12 protein-coding genes are annotated in these 14,515 nt (G+C 66.2%); all 12 read right to left on the bottom strand.

Features of this window, described 5'->3' with window-relative positions; all coding sequences use genetic code 11:
* Positions 1–66: 66 nt before the first annotated feature.
* The 12 genes from bamA to EI171_RS23425 all read right to left on the bottom strand — a co-directional run bounded on the left by bamA (position 67) and on the right by EI171_RS23425 (position 14,510).
* On the bottom strand, positions 67–2,616 hold the full coding sequence (bamA, locus tag EI171_RS23480) for an outer membrane protein assembly factor BamA (protein WP_161534796.1): 2,550 nt from the start codon (positions 2,614–2,616) through the stop codon (positions 67–69).
* 176 nt (positions 2,617–2,792) lie between these two features.
* The gene (gene rseP / locus EI171_RS23475; RefSeq protein WP_011087622.1) at positions 2,793–3,944 is read right to left on the bottom strand and encodes an RIP metalloprotease RseP; all 1,152 of its coding nucleotides are present in this window, start codon (positions 3,942–3,944) and stop codon (positions 2,793–2,795) included.
* Between the two features lie 44 nt (positions 3,945–3,988).
* On the bottom strand, positions 3,989–5,212 hold the full coding sequence (dxr, locus tag EI171_RS23470) for a 1-deoxy-D-xylulose-5-phosphate reductoisomerase (RefSeq protein ID WP_011087623.1): 1,224 nt from the start codon (positions 5,210–5,212) through the stop codon (positions 3,989–3,991).
* 4 nt (positions 5,213–5,216) lie between these two features.
* Positions 5,217–6,059 (bottom strand): phosphatidate cytidylyltransferase, encoded by an 843-nt coding sequence (locus EI171_RS23465; protein ID WP_011087624.1) that lies wholly within the window; start codon positions 6,057–6,059, stop codon positions 5,217–5,219.
* On the bottom strand, positions 6,056–6,814 hold the full coding sequence (locus EI171_RS23460; protein WP_161534795.1) for an isoprenyl transferase: 759 nt from the start codon (positions 6,812–6,814) through the stop codon (positions 6,056–6,058). The genes EI171_RS23465 and EI171_RS23460 overlap by 4 nt, the downstream gene beginning before the upstream one ends.
* 10 nt (positions 6,815–6,824) lie before the next feature.
* Positions 6,825–7,388 carry a ribosome recycling factor gene (gene frr / locus EI171_RS23455; RefSeq protein ID WP_028171750.1) on the bottom strand — a complete coding sequence of 188 codons (564 nt, stop codon included), beginning with the start codon at positions 7,386–7,388 and terminating at the stop codon, positions 6,825–6,827.
* 68 nt (positions 7,389–7,456) lie between these two features.
* Positions 7,457–8,173 (bottom strand): UMP kinase, encoded by a 717-nt coding sequence (gene pyrH / locus EI171_RS23450; protein WP_027545778.1) that lies wholly within the window; start codon positions 8,171–8,173, stop codon positions 7,457–7,459.
* 61 nt (positions 8,174–8,234) lie between these two features.
* The gene (tsf, locus tag EI171_RS23445; RefSeq protein ID WP_011087628.1) at positions 8,235–9,158 is read right to left on the bottom strand and encodes a translation elongation factor Ts; all 924 of its coding nucleotides are present in this window, start codon (positions 9,156–9,158) and stop codon (positions 8,235–8,237) included.
* Between the two features lie 133 nt (positions 9,159–9,291).
* On the bottom strand, positions 9,292–10,287 hold the full coding sequence (locus EI171_RS23440; protein WP_028171749.1) for a 30S ribosomal protein S2: 996 nt from the start codon (positions 10,285–10,287) through the stop codon (positions 9,292–9,294).
* A 232-nt stretch (positions 10,288–10,519) separates the two neighbouring features.
* Positions 10,520–13,027, bottom strand: a complete 2,508-nt coding sequence (locus tag EI171_RS23435; RefSeq protein ID WP_161534794.1) for a caspase family protein — start codon at positions 13,025–13,027, stop codon at positions 10,520–10,522.
* A 242-nt stretch (positions 13,028–13,269) separates the two neighbouring features.
* On the bottom strand, positions 13,270–14,010 hold the full coding sequence (locus EI171_RS23430; RefSeq protein ID WP_110116166.1) for a carbonic anhydrase: 741 nt from the start codon (positions 14,008–14,010) through the stop codon (positions 13,270–13,272).
* 59 nt (positions 14,011–14,069) lie between these two features.
* The gene (locus EI171_RS23425; RefSeq protein WP_231166491.1) at positions 14,070–14,510 is read right to left on the bottom strand and encodes a DUF2846 domain-containing protein; all 441 of its coding nucleotides are present in this window, start codon (positions 14,508–14,510) and stop codon (positions 14,070–14,072) included.
* Positions 14,511–14,515 lie beyond the last annotated feature (5 nt).

Below are 14,515 nucleotides of genomic sequence, written 5' to 3'. Positions count from 1 at the left end.
GGAGACCGGCCCCAAGGAAAACCCAAGGGAAACCCAAGGGGGCCGGATCATGCCCTGCTGATCGAATTAGAACGAGGTGCCGCCGCCGAACCGGAACTCCTGCGTGCGGTCATACTTGCCCTTGCTGAGCGGCACGGCATAGTCGAAGCGCAGCGGTCCGAACGGCGACTGCCAGATCAGGCCGACACCGACCGACGAGCGGATCACCTTGCTGTCGTCGTACACGAGGCCGGTACAGGTGCCCGCCGTCGCCGGATTGATGGTGGACGGGATGCAGTTTGAGTTCCTTGTGGTGGTCGTCTCACCGGTCGCCGACCAAGTCGTCGGTCCCTGATAGTCGTACAGACCGCCGGCGTCAGCATAGACCGCGCCCTTCAGACCGACTTCCTTCGGCAGGAACCAGAACGGCATCTGCAATTCCATCGAAGCGCCCCAGTACTTGGTGCCGCCGAGCGCATCCTGCGTGCCAAAGGGGTTCAGGTCGCGCGGGCCGATGCCGTTCGGAGCAAAGCCGCGGACGAGGTTCGGGCCCATCTGGAAGTGGTCGAGCATCCGCAGATCGCTGCCCATCTTGGTCAGGATGCCGCTCTGAAGGCGCGCGACGGCGACGATGTCAGACACCAGCGGGGTGTAGTACTTCGCGTCGATAACGCTCTTCAGGTAGGTGACGTCGCCGCCGACGCCGGCGAAGTCCTGCCGGAAGTCGACGAGCAGACCGTCGGTGGGGTTCTTGTTGTTGTCCAGCGTGTTGTAGCTCAGAGAGTAGCCGAGCGCCGAGGTCAGGGTCTTGCCGTTGGCAAGCTCCTTGCGCACCGGCAGCGAGGCTTCGCCGTCGCTGTAGCAGCCAAGGCCGTTGGTCGAGGCGAGGCTAAGCCCAGTGGCGTTGGCAAACGCCGGGCTCGGGTTGAAAGCAGGATTGGGCGAACCATCGGGCAGCGTCTGCACGTTATTGCAGTTCGCCAGGTAGTACGGCAGCGTAATTTCCTGCCGATAGATCGAGTAGCGCAACTGCAGCGCCAGATCTTCACGCAAGGAGAAGCCGAGGCGCGGCGAGAAGCCGAGCGTCTTGGTGCCGTAGGAGATGTAGCTGTTGGACTTCTGCTCACGCTGATAGAGGTCGAGGCCCAGCGCGACGCGGTAGTCGAGCAGATACGGCTCGACGAAAGACAGCGAATAGCCGCGTGCGTACTGGCCATAGGTCACCGACGCCTTGGCGAACAGGCCGCGACCGAGCAGGTTGCGCTCGGAGACCGAGACTTCGGCAAGCGCGCCGTCGGTCGTGGAGTAACCGCCGGAGATCGAGAAGTCGCCGGTCGATTTTTCTTCCATGTCGACGATCAGGATGACGCGGTCGCTGGACGAGCCGGGCTCCGTCGTGATCTTCACGCTCTTGAAATAGTCGAGGTTCTTCAGGCGCCGCTCGGCACGATCGACCAGTGCGCGGTTGTAGGCATCGCCCTCGGAGATGTCGAACTCGCGGCGGATGACGTAGTCGCGCGTGCGGGTGTTGCCGCGCAGGTTGATGCGCTCGATATAGGTGCGCGGGCCCTCGTCGATATTGAACACGACGGAGACGGTGTGCGCCTCGAAGTTGCGGTCGCCGCCGGGACGGACCACGGCGAAGGCATAGCCACGGCGCGAGGCCTCGATCTGCATCTCCTCGACCGACTTCTCGACCGATTCGACGTTGTAGAGCGAGCCGACATTGACGCGCGAATAGGCGCGCATCGAGTTCGGATCGAAGTTCGGGATGCTGGAACGGAAGTCGAGCGCGCCGACGCGGTATTGGGCGCCTTCCTCGATCTTGAAGGTGACGTTGAAGCCCTTCTTCTCCGGATCGTATTCGGTGAGCGCGGCCACGACCTGGACGTCGGCGAAGCCGTTCTTGAGGTAGAAGCGGCGGATCAGGTCGCGGTCGGCCTCGACGCGGTCGGGATCGTAGATGTCGCCGCTGGCAAGGAAGCTCAGCAGGTTCGATTCGCGCGTCTTGATGACGTCCCGCAGGCGGTAGGACGAGAACGCGACATTGCCGACGAACTCGATCGACTTGACGCCGGTCTTGGCGCCCTCCTCGATCGTGAAGATGAGATCGACGCGGTTGTTCGGCTGCTCGATGACCTCGGGCGTGACGCGGACGTCGTAGCGGCCGGAGCGGCGATAGATTTCGGCGATTCGCAGCGTGTCGGACTGCACCATGGCGCGGGAGAAGGTGCCGCGCGCCTTGGACTGGACTTCAGTGCCGAGCTGCTCGTCCTTGATCTTCTTGTTGCCCTCGAAGGCGATGCGACCGATCACCGGGTTTTCCACCACGGAGACGACGATCTGGCCACCGGCGCCGCGGTTGATCTTCACGTCCTGGAACAGGCCGGTCTCGATCAGCGCCTTGAGGCCGTCGTCGATGGCGCCCTGATCCAGGCGACCGCCCGGACCCGGCTTGAAATAGGAGCGGATCGTCTCCACCTCGACCCGGCGATTTCCTTCGACGGAAATCGACTGGACGGTCTGCGCAAGCGCAGACGAAGACACAAGAGCAGCCCCAATCGGGGCAACCACCGGCGCGCCGAACATGATCAGGGTGGCAAGCAAGCCCCCCCGGAGTCGCAGTCCAAACTTCATTGCGCAACGCGCCCTTATCATTCCGTGCCAGACCCAACCCCAACGCCGGTCCGGAGATTCCCCAAGTTCAGGCCGCTTGTAGCCAATTTCACCGACGCCGCAAACGGCCGAGCGCGCCGCAATTTCAATTTCATTCCAAGACGTTGCCTAACAGCAACGCCACAAAAAAGCCCCTATCAGGAAGCTGCCATCCGCAGGATGTCGTTGTAGGTCGCAAACACCATCAACATCAGCACCAAACCCAGCCCGATTCGGAACCCCATTTCCTGAGTCCGCTCGGACAGGGGCCGGCCGCGAACCACCTCCGCCGCATAGAACATAAGGTGACCGCCATCCAGCAGCGGGATCGGGAACAGGTTCAGCAGGCCGATCGACACCGACAGCACCGCGCAGAGGTTGATCACGAACTGGAACCCGGCGCTGGCCGCCTGCCCCGACATCTTCGCGATTCCAAGGACGCCGCTGACCTCGTTGGGATTGCCGTTTCCGACAAACAGCGAGCCCAGGAACTTGAAGGTACTGGTGATGATGAACCAGACCTGCTCGACCCCGATCTTGAGCGCCTCGCCGACCCCGACCGGTGCGGTCGAGGCCTCACCAGCCTGTGACTTGTGCTCGACGCCCAGCACGCCGAGGCGGTGGCTGTTGCCGAACGGATCCTTGCGCTCGAGCAGCGCCGGCGTCGCGGTCAGCGACACGATGGCGCCGTCGCGCTTCACCTGGAAGGCAAGCGCCGAACCGGCATTCATCGCCACGATCCGCTGCATGTCGGCAAAGCTCTCGATCGGCTTGCCGTCGATCTGGACGACGATGTCCCCGATCTTGAAGCCGGCCGCAGCCGCCGCGCCATCGGCGACGACGCCGTCGACGCGCGCGATCGTGCTCGGCTTGCCGTAATACAGGGCCATGCCGGCGAAGATCAGCGCGCCCAGAATGAAATTGGCGATCGGTCCGGCCGCGACGATGGCGGCGCGCGGGCCGACCTTCTTATGGTGGAAGCTGCCGGCGCGCTCCTCGGCCGTCATGGCCGCGAGCGTCTCGGCCGACGGCGTCGAAGCCTCGCTCTCGTCGCCGAAGAACTTGACGTAACCGCCGAGCGGGATCGCCGAGATCTTCCAGCGGGTGCCATGGCGGTCGTTGAAACCGACCAGCTCAGGCCCGAAGCCGAGCGAGAAGGTTAACACCCGAACGCCCGCCCAGCGCGCGACCAGAAAATGGCCGAGTTCATGGAAGAACACGACGATGGTCAGGACGAAGAGGAAGGGAACTGCGTAGCCGAGGAGCCCATGGCTCAACGTATTGAAACTATGGACAAAAAAGTCGATCATCGAATTCCCTCATCCAGCGCCGCAAGGCCCTGGCCCCGAACCATCTAGGATGCCTTTAAGGCAATTTGAGGCAATAGGGCGGCAGCTCTATTTCGAGCAACATGGTCAACAGAGATTGCATCGTCGGCGGACGTCAGGGGCGTCTGGTTCCCGCCGCGGATCCAGTCCTCCAACGTCGCCTCCACCAGCCGGGCAATCGCGCCGAACCGGATCTTGCCGGCGATGAAGGCGGCGACCGCGACCTCGTTGGCGGCATTGTACACCGTGGTCGCCCCCTTCCCGGTCCGGAGCGAATCGTAAGCCAGCCGTAGTCCGGGGAACCGCTCGAAATCGGGCGCCTCGAAGGTCAGCTGGCCGATCTTGGCCAGATCGAGCTTGGCTGCCGGTCCCTTGATGCGATCGGGCCAGCCGAGGCAGTGGGCGATCGGGGTGCGCATGTCGGGAGAGCCGAGCTGGGCCACGACCGAACGGTCGGAGAACTCGACCATGCCGTGGATGATCGACTGCGGATGAACAAGAACGTCGATCTCGTCGGGCGAGAGCGCGAACAGGTAGGAGGCCTCGATCACCTCGAGCCCCTTGTTCATCATCGAGGCGGAATCGATCGTGATCTTCTGGCCCATGCTCCAGTTCGGATGCTTCAGCGCCTGGGCGAGCGTCGCCTGCTCGATGTCGGCAGGTTTCCAGGTCCGGAACGGACCGCCGGATGCCGTGATGATGACACGGACCAGCTCGTCGCGATTACCGGAGCCGAGCGCCTGGAACAGCGCATTATGCTCGGAATCGGCTGGCAGGATGCAGGCGCCGGCCTTCGCCGCGCGCTGCATGAAGAAATCGCCGGCGCAGACGAGGCATTCCTTGTTGGCGAGCGCGACATGCGCGCCGCGATCGACCGCGGCGAGCGCCGGCTTCAGTCCGGCGGCGCCGCTCACGGCGGCCATCACCCAATCGGCCGGACGCGCACCGGCTTCGATCACCGCGCTTTCGCCGGCGCCGCATTCGGTGCTCGTGCCCGCAAGCGCAGCCTTGAGCTCGGCGAACTTGGAGGTGTCGGCGATCGCCACGAAGCGCGCCGAAAACTCCTTCGCGAGCTTCGCCAACGCTTCGACATTGCCGTTCGCCGTCAGCGCCTCGACACGGTAGCGCTCAGGAGAGGCGCGCAGCAGATCCATCGTGCTGTCGCCGATCGAGCCGGTGGCACCGAGAACCGTGACGCTGCGGACGGCAGACGCCGCAGCCTTATTGTTACGCAATGGGACCGCGCTCATATCCTCACCAAACCACAAGACCGCTTCCGGCGCTATGCACACCATGGCGGAGAAAGCCGATAATCCATGCCGCCAGGATGGCGGCGACAAAACCGTCCAGACGGTCCAGTAGACCGCCATGGCCGGGAATTAAGTGACTGGAATCCTTGACACCGAAGCGCCGCTTCACCGCGGATTCGAAGAGATCGCCGAGCTGCGAGACCACCGACAGGACGGCGCTGACGAGCAGCAGTGGAACCGCCTTCCCGAGCCCGCAAGCCGCAAAGCCGGCAGCGACCGCAAGGCTGGCGGCAAAGCCGCCGAGCGCGCCGGCCCAGGTCTTCTTCGGGCTCACGCGCGGCCACAGCTTCGGTCCGCCAATGCCGCGGCCGGCGAAATAGCCGCCAATGTCGGTCACCCACACCACGAGCAGCACGAACATCAGCGCGGCAAAGCCGTTCACGAGATCCTGCCGTACCAGGATCGAGGCCAGCAGCGCCGCCGATGCATAGGCGAATCCGGCGGCCGCCCAGACGAACTTGCCTCGCGCGATCAGCGTCACGATGGCCCCGCCAACGAGGCCGGTGACGATTGCGGTCTTGAGCGCGCCGAAGGCGACGCAGAAGCCCATGATGGCGAGGACGATCGTTCCGCACGCGGTCAGCGCAACGGACCCCGCGCCCACCACCATCAGCCATTCCGCGAACAGCCCGATCGACACCAGCGTGACGAGGAGCGCCCACAGCCAGCCGCCGGCATAAGCGAGCGCAATGGCAAGCGGCGCCAGCACCAGCGCTGCGAGGACCCGCATCACGAGATTGCTTGGGGCAGGCTTCGAGCCAGCCGGTACGGTCTCGGGTTCGCTCACGAGGCGGTTTTCGCGACCAGGCCGCCGAAACGGCGCTCGCGCCTGGCGAATTCGGCGATCGCGCCTTCCAGCGCCGCCTTGTCGAAATCGGGCCAGTGGATCGGCACGAACACGAGCTCGCTATAGGCCGCCTGCCACATCAGGAAGTTGGACAGGCGCTGCTCGCCGCTGGTGCGGATGATGAGATCGGGATCGGGAATGTCGGGCGCATCGAGATGCGCCCCAAGCGTCTCGGCGTCGATCGTGGCAGGATCGCGCCTGCCCTCCGCGACCTCGCGCGCGAGCTTCTGTGCCGCCTTCGCGATCTCCTGCCGCGAGCCGTAGTTGAAGGCGACGACGAGCGTGAGACGCGAATTGTCGCGCGTCAGTTCCTCGGCCTCGTTGAGCAGCGCGCAGATGTCGCTCGCGAGCCCGTCGCGCTCGCCGATGATGCGGACCTTGACGCCGTCGCGATGCAGGCTCGCGAGATCGTTGCGGATGAACCGCCTGAGCAGGCCGAACAGATCGCCGATCTCGCTCGCCGGACGCGACCAGTTCTCCGACGAGAACGAGAAGATGGTGAGATAGCGGATGCCGAGCTCGTGCGAGGCGCGCACCACGCGGCGCAAGGCCTCCACGCCGCGGCGATGACCTTCGGCCCGCGGCAAACCGCGCGCGGCGGCCCAACGCCCGTTGCCATCCATGATGATGGCGACATGCGCAGGCGCGTCGGACCGATCGGGTCCTTCCGTTGCGGGCGCGGCGGCGTTGGACATGACGGCAGCCTCAGACGGTGAGGATTTCTTTTTCCTTGGCGGCCAGCAGCTGGTCGATCTCGGCGATCGTGCCGTCGGTCACCTTCTGGACCTCGTCGGCATGACGCTTCTGATCGTCCTCCGACATCTCGTGATTCTTCTCGAGCTTCTTCAGAACGTCGAGGCCGTCGCGGCGGACGTGACGCGCGGCGACCTTGGCGGCCTCCGCGTATTTGTGCGCGACCTTGACGAGCTCCTTGCGCCGCTCCTCGTTGAGCTCGGGGATGCGCAGGCGCAGCACCTGGCCCTCGGTCGCGGGCGACAGGCCGAGATTGGAATCGACGATCGCCTTCTCCACCGCCTTGACCATCGACTTGTCCCAGACCTGCACCGAGATCAGGCGCGGCTCGGGCACGCTGACGGTGGCGAGCTGGTTCAGCGGCATGTGGCTGCCATAGGCCTCGACCTGCACCGGATCGAGCATCGAGGCAGAGGCGCGGCCGGTGCGCAAGCCGCCGAGCTCGTGCTTGAGGGACTGGACGGCGCCTTGCATGCGGCGCTTTACTTCGTTGAGGTCGAAATTTCCCGTGGGCATCACGTTTCTCCTTCAAAATCCCGGCGACCTCACCGCGCCCCTCCCTTCAGGGCGCGCCAGATGAGCCGTCAGCCGGCGACGATGGTACCGTGGCCGATGCCACGCAGAATCGCACCGATCGACCCCGGCTCCGCGATCGAGAACACGATGATAGGCAGCGACGTCTCGCGGGCAAGCGCGAAGGCGGTCGCATCCATCACCTTGTAGCCGCCCTCGATCGCCTGCGAATGCGTCAGCCGGTCGAACCGCGTGGCGGTCGGATCCTTCTTCGGGTCGGCCGAGTAGACCCCGTCGACATTGGTCGCCTTCAGGACCGCCTGTGCGCCGATCTCGGCGGCGCGCAGCACCGCGGTCGTATCGGTGGTGAAGAACGGATTGCCGGTTCCGCCGCCGAGCAGCACGATCCGCCCCTCGGCGAGGTATTTGTGCGCCGCAGTCCGGGTGAACAGCTCGGAAATCTCGGGCATGACGAAGGCCGACAGCGTGCGCGCCGGCGTGCCCTTGCGCTCGATCGCCGCTTCCAGCGCGAGACAGTTCATCATGGTGGCGAGCATGCCCATGGTGTCGCCGGTCGGGCGCGAGACGCCGCGGGAGGACACCTCGACGCCGCGCACGATATTGCCGCCGCCGATCACGACCGCAACCTCGGTGCCGAGATGGCGGGCGGCGATCAGATCGTCCGCAACCCGATCGACGGTCGGCTGATCGATGCCAAAACCCTGCTGTCCCGCGAGATATTCGCCGGACAGCTTGATCACGACGCGACGATAGACCGGATCAGTCATGAGCACTTTTCCTTGTCCGGCCGCCGCTTCCGGCGGCACGCCGGAAGGAACGTTCCGGCGCTTACTTCTTGCCGCTGGCCGCAGCGACCTCGGCTGCGAAGTCGCTTTCCTGCTTCTCGATTCCCTCACCGAGAGCATAGCGCACAAAGCCCGCAATCTTCACAGCGCCGCCGACCTTGCCTTCGGCTTCCTTCACCGCCTGCGCCACCGACTTGCCGGTGTCGTGGATGAAGGCCTGCTCGAGCAGACAGACTTCCTTGTAGTAGGTCTTGAGGCCGGACTCGACGATCTTCTCGATCACGTTCTCCGGCTTGCCCTGCTGGCGATATTTGTCGGCGAGCACGTCCTTCTCGCGCTTGACGACCGCCGGATCGAGGCCGGACGGATCGAGCGCCAGCGGGTTGGCGGCGGCGACATGCATCGCGATCTGGCGGCCGAGCGCGGCAAGCTCGTCGGCCTTGCCCGGCGATTCCAGCGCCACGATCACGCCCATCTTGCCAGCACCGTCGATGACCGCACCGTGGACGTAGTGCGACACCACGCCCTGGCTCACTTCGAGCGAAGCTGCGCGGCGCAGCGTCATGTTCTCGCCGATGGTCGCGATCGCGTCATTGATCGCGGTTTCGATCGTGACGTCGCCGACCTTGGCGGCCTTGATCTTCTCGACATCGGCGCCGACGTCGAACGCAACCTGGGCGATCATCTTGACCAGGCCCTGGAACTGGCCGTTGCGCGCAACGAAGTCGGTCTCGGAGTTGACCTCGACCACGACGCCCTTGGTGCCCTTGGTGAGCGCGCCGATGAGGCCCTCGGCCGCGACGCGGCCCGACTTCTTGGCGGCCTTCGAAAGGCCCTTCTTGCGCAGCCAATCCTGCGCCGCTTCCATGTTGCCGTCGTTTTCGGTCAGTGCGGCCTTGCAGTCCATCATGCCCGCGCCGGTCGACTCGCGCAGGTCCTTGACCATCGCAGCTGTGATCGTTGCCATCGTTGAATATCCTTTGTGCCTGCCGGTTTGCCGCGGCGTGGCATCAAATTGCCCCGCCGCGGTCCATCTCAGGAATTCGCGTCAACTGAAATGGTGGCCGGAGTCTATCCGGCCAACCCATCGCTCTTTTTGACTATTCCGCTTCCGCGGTCAGCGCCTTGGCCTTGGCCACCCAGGCATCCGCACGGCTCGGCAGACCGACTTCTTCGCCGATCGTGTGCGCGGTGTCGTGATCGAGCTCGGCGAGCTGCCAGAAGTGGAAGATTCCGAGGTCGTTGAACTTCTTCTCGATCGCGCCCGACACGCCCGGGAGCTTCTTGAGGTCGTCGGCGGTGCCGCGGGGACCTGCAAGGCCCTGGAAGCCGCTCGAGGAGGCCGCCGGCAGCTCTTCGGCGAGCGGACGGGCCGAAGCACCGATGTCGATGCCCGAATCGCCCTGGGCGCGCGAGATGCCGTCGATCGCCGCACGCGCGATCAGGTCGCAATAGAGCGAGATCGCGCGGCCGGCGTCGTCATTGCCCGGCACCACATAGGTGATGCCCTTGGGGTCCGAATTGGTGTCGACGATCGCGGCGACCGGGATGTTGAGGCGCTGGGCCTCCTGGATCGCGATGTCTTCCTTGTTGGTGTCGATCACGAAGATCAGGTCGGGCAGACCGCCCATGTCCTTGATGCCGCCGAGCGAGCGGTCGAGCTTGTCGCGCTCGCGCTGAAGCGTCAGGCGCTCCTTCTTCGTGTACGAATTGGCTTCGCCGCCCGAGAGCACGTCGTCGAGGTGACGCAGGCGCTTGATCGAAGCCGAGATCGTCTTCCAGTTGGTCAGCGTGCCGCCGAGCCAGCGCGAGTTGACGAAATACTGCGCGCAGCGCTTGGCCGCGTCCGCAACGCCGTCCTGTGCCTGGCGCTTGGTGCCGACGAACAGGATGCGGCCGCCCTTGGCAACCGTGTCGCTGACGGCCTGGAGGGCGTGGTGCAGCATCGGCACGGTCTGGGCGAGATCGACGATGTGGATGTTGTTACGGGTGCCGAAAATGAACGGAGCCATTTTCGGATTCCAGCGGTGAGACTGGTGACCAAAGTGCACGCCAGCTTCCAAAAGCTGACGCATGGTGAAGTCGGGTAGCGCCATTGTTATAATTCTCCGGTTGGTTCCTCCGGAAGCGTGTGAGCAAAACGGAGCGTTGCGCCCCGGCTGCCACCGGACGGCCTTGTGAGCCATGCTTCCGTGTGAGATGGCGCGCTATATAGCGCGATTTCGGCCAGAAGCAAGGAAATAAGGGCCATTCGCGGGCGGTTTCGCCCGCGAATGGCCCCCCTTCCGTAAAGACCGCGCCAAGCTCTGGCGCTGGACTAGCGCTTGCCTAGCACTTGGGCTGGTTCGGCGGGCACTTCTTGGCCGCCGGCGGCGGGGCCGCTGGGCGGGGCGGAGGTGCCGCCGGACGCGGCGGAGGTGCAACGGCCACCCGAGGCGGCGGCGGGGGCGCCGGCCGGGCTACTGGCGGGGGCGGCGCGGGCCGAGCCATTGGCGGGGGCGCCGGACGCGCCACTGCCACCGGCGGAGCGGGGCGTGGCGGCGGAGGTGCAGCCATCCGTGGCGGCGGCGCCGACACGCGCGGCGGAGGTGGCGGCGTGGGCCGCGCCACGGCCTGGGGCCGCGGGGGCGGTGCTGCTGGCTTGGCCGCCTGCGGCGGGGCCGGCGGGTGAGCCTGCGGCCTCATCGGCTCGTGCACTGCTGACGGAGGCGGTACGACCGGTTTTCCCGCGGCAGCAGGCGGCGGGCCGGCCGGCTCACGGGTTGCGGACTTGGCACGGTCGGCAGGCCCGGCCCCGGGCGGGGTCTGCGCGACCGGGGGCTTGGGCGGTTGGCCGGGCACAACGGCCGGATTTGTCGTGGTGGGCGCACCGGTGGTCGGAGCGGCGGCCGTTGGCGCACCAAGATGGGGCGGCGGCGTTGTGCCGGGCGCAGCCGTGGTCGGCGCCCCCGGATGCGTCGGCAGGGTCGTGCCGGGTGCAGTTGCCGTCGACGGCAAGGGCTTTCCGCCCGGCAGAGTCCCTGCTGCCCCTGCCGGCGGCGCCGGCGGCCCACCATGGGAGCCCGGAACCGGCAGCGTGTTGGCGGCAGGCAACCTGGTCTGCGGCGCGACGTTCGGTGCTGTACCTGGGAGGCCACCAGGTAGCGCACTTGGTCGCGCATTTGGCGCGACATTGGCCGGCGTCCCGGGAGGTATCCCGGGCCTCGCCGTCGGCTGGACCGTCGCGCTCAGCGGCATCGGCGCCTTGCCCTGCTGGATCAGAGCCGCGCGCTGCGTAGCGGCTTGCGGCAACATCGGTGCTACCGGGTTGGCGCGGCCGGCAATCGCCGGCGTCAGATTGCCAGGCCCGGTCCCTCCTCCTCCCCCACCCGCCGGCGGCGGGGCGGGAGGCCGGTTGATCACGGTGTTGATGACCGTGGTGTTATGGATGTTGTTGAAGATGATGTTGTTCGGCGGCGGCGCGACATAGACCGGCGGCCTGACGAACACCGGGATCGGCACGAACATCGGCTGCGGCAACACGAACAGGCCGACCACAGGCAGCGGCGGCTCGAGCACGACGAAATCCGGCGGCGGCGGCGGCAGATAGTAGACCGGCGGCGGTGGTGGCGGCGCGAAGCCAAAATCGGGATCGCTGAAGTACAGCACGGGACGGTCGACATAGACCACCTCCTCCGGCGGCGGCGGCGGCACGTCATAGTCGATCATCGCGAAGCTCGGCGGCGGCTCGGCCGGCGCGGTGAGGATCGCGAGGCGACGGCGCGCATCGCCTGCATGCGGCCCGCGCGGATAGCGGCGCAGATACGACCAATAGGCTTCCGGCGTGTCGGTGCGATAAGTCCGCCGCCAGGTGATCGCCTCGCGGCGCGCCGCAACGATCGCCATCACGCGCTTGGACATCGGATCGGTCGGATAGGCCGCGAGAAATTCCTCATAGGCCGGCAGCGTGTCGCGCTCCAGCGCGGCGGCGTAGGCGTCTTGCACACCGAGATCGCGGATCGGCTTGTTGCGGATCGCGGCGACCTGGGCGGCCGAGGCCTCCGGCGGCGGCGCGTCGGGCCCGCGATCGAAGAATGAGAATGGCGCCGATATCTTCTGCTCGTTCCAGGGTACCTGCGCGCCCTTGGAGGCCTCGTTGACACGCAGGCGGACGCGATCGAACACGTCAGGCAGCGGCAGGCCGCCGGTGCGGATCATCTCCGCCAGCGACTGCGCATAGATGCCGTAGGGCCCCGGCTCCTCCGGCGCCACCGTGCCGGGCGCGGCATTGAAGGCGATCAGCATGTTCTGATCGGGCTCGACCAGCGCCAGCCCGCTCGCGATCGGCTGGCCGCCCTCGATGAAGGGCTGCGCCCGCGCCGCGTCGAGCACCACGATGTTGGCCTTGAGCGGAATCGCCGCAAGCTGGCGCGCATAGTCGCTGATGCGCAGGGCCTCGGTCGGGATGTCGGTGTCGCGGGTGATGTTGGAATCGACCGGGATGAAATAGTTCTCGCCGGCAAGCTGCACGCCGTAGCCGGCGAGATAGACCATCGCGACGGTGCCGGGGCCGGAGGCCTGCGCCTTCTGGATGAAATCGCGAAAGCTCTTGCGCAGCGTGTCGCCGTCGAGATCGCGCGCGCCGACGACGTCGAAGCCCGCCGCCTGCAGCGTCTGCGCGATCAGGCCGGCATCGTTCGCGGTCGTCGCCAGCGGCGACTTGGCATAGGCGCCGTTGCCGACCACGAGCGCGATTCGCTTTTCCTGCTGCTGCGCGCGCGCCGGCTCCAGCGCCCCCGCGGCAAGGAACAAGATCGGCAAGAGGAAACAGAGGAAGGCCTTGTGGGTCCCACGCATGGCTTGCTTGCCCGCTTTGTTGTTGAGCTGCCAACACGCATCAGACGCGCGGCTGGCTGAATGGCGCTTGAACGAAAGGCCCGGATTGAGGCGGCGGCATGACGCAGGCCGCCGCCGAAAGGCGCCTGTCGTCCAGGCGCCTTTCGTCAGGCCCACGTCAGCTTCTCGACCGCCCGGCAACCGCGTTGCGGCAGTCTTGCTCAGCCTTGCGCGATCGGTCCTGCTCGCTCAGCCTAGCGCGATCAGCCTTGTGCGATCAGATCGACCGTTCCCGTCGTGAGCCGATAGATGCCACCCATCACCTTCAGCTTGCCCTGCTCCACGGCCGCATTGAGGATCGGTGCGGCCGACTTCAGCTTGGCGACGTTGTCGATCACGTTCTGCCGGGTCGCCTTGTCGAGCACGTCCCCGCCCTGCTGCATCGCAGCCTTGGCGGCGGGCGCGATCGCATCAATCAGCGAGGGGATGTGGCCGGGCGGCGAGGTGTTGTCCTTGATCGCCTTCAGCGTCGCATCGACCGCGCCGCAGCTGTCATGGCCGAGCACGAGGATCAGCGGCGCGCCGAGCACGGCAACGGCATATTCCATGCTGGCGATGGTCTCGGTGCCGGCAAAATTTCCGGCGACGCGGCAGACGAACAGGTCGCCGCGGCCGGTGTCGAAGGCGTATTCAGGCGCGATGCGCGAGTCGGCGCAGCTCAGCACGGCCGCGAACGGGTTCTGGCCGCCGGCCAGCGCCTCGCGCTCATGCTTGAAATCGTGCCGCCGCGACACGCCTTCGACATAACGCGCATTGCCCTCCATCAGCCGCTTCAACGCCGCATCGGGCGCCAGCACGTTTTGCGGCTTGGGCGGCGCCTTGGCCTCCTTGGCGAAGGCTGTGCCGGCGAAGGCCAGGCCGATCGCGGAGACGGTGAAGTGGATGAGCGATCTCCGCGAAGGGCGGATGTGAACGCCGCGAACACTTCCGCAATTCTCGCACATGCCTCGCTCCTGCCCATCGAGCCGCCGTCGTTGATGCAGCGGCAATCGTGCCGCGCATCTTACTCGACGGCCTGCAATTCAGCGAGCTTCGTTCGCGCGGTCGCCTCATCCAGCGCAACGAGCTCGGCGGGCCCGGGATTGGCCTCGCCAGCCGTCGCGACGGAAACCACCGCAAGCCCGGCCAGCCCGCCAAGCACCGCCCCGCCCGTGGCGGCATCGTGCCTGGCACTGCTCTTGATGAGGTAGAAGTGCGTTCGGCCGGATTCCATCACGATCTCGCGCTTGGTGTCGCCGGGAAACATCAGCTCGGTCACCAGCACGTCGTGACGGCCGGCCGGACGATCGGCGTAGGCATATTTGCCGGCGAGCACCTTACCCATCGGCGCACCGTCGAGCTTCACCTCGCAGGCGCAAAACGCCATGCTGAGGCCGTTGCGCTTGTCCTGCAGGAACACCACGCGCGACTGCCCCGCGCGCGGAGGTCCGATCTTCTTTGACACGGATG

The organism is Bradyrhizobium sp. LCT2, from assembly GCF_009931255.1.
Taxonomy (GTDB): Bacteria; Pseudomonadota; Alphaproteobacteria; order Rhizobiales; family Xanthobacteraceae; genus Bradyrhizobium; species Bradyrhizobium diazoefficiens.
The sequence above is the reverse complement of the archived record's forward strand: the minus strand, read 5'-3'. Positions and strand labels throughout refer to the sequence as shown.

Excerpts from the sequence above, each read along its gene's own strand:
- pyrH (WP_027545778.1), bottom strand. The coding sequence starts at position 8,173 with ATGACTGATCCGGTCTATCGTCGCGTCGTGATCAAGCTGTCCGGCGAA.
- EI171_RS23460 (WP_161534795.1), bottom strand. The coding sequence starts at position 6,814 with ATGTCCAACGCCGCCGCGCCCGCAACGGAAGGACCCGATCGGTCCGAC.
- frr (WP_028171750.1), bottom strand. The coding sequence starts at position 7,388 with ATGCCCACGGGAAATTTCGACCTCAACGAAGTAAAGCGCCGCATGCAA.
- EI171_RS23430 (WP_110116166.1), bottom strand. The coding sequence starts at position 14,010 with ATGTGCGAGAATTGCGGAAGTGTTCGCGGCGTTCACATCCGCCCTTCG.
- EI171_RS23435 (WP_161534794.1), bottom strand. The coding sequence starts at position 13,027 with ATGCGTGGGACCCACAAGGCCTTCCTCTGTTTCCTCTTGCCGATCTTG.
- dxr (WP_011087623.1), bottom strand. The coding sequence starts at position 5,212 with ATGAGCGCGGTCCCATTGCGTAACAATAAGGCTGCGGCGTCTGCCGTC.
- bamA (WP_161534796.1), bottom strand. The coding sequence starts at position 2,616 with ATGAAGTTTGGACTGCGACTCCGGGGGGGCTTGCTTGCCACCCTGATC.
- tsf (WP_011087628.1), bottom strand. The coding sequence starts at position 9,158 with ATGGCAACGATCACAGCTGCGATGGTCAAGGACCTGCGCGAGTCGACC.
- EI171_RS23440 (WP_028171749.1), bottom strand. The coding sequence starts at position 10,287 with ATGGCGCTACCCGACTTCACCATGCGTCAGCTTTTGGAAGCTGGCGTG.
- rseP (WP_011087622.1), bottom strand. The coding sequence starts at position 3,944 with ATGATCGACTTTTTTGTCCATAGTTTCAATACGTTGAGCCATGGGCTC.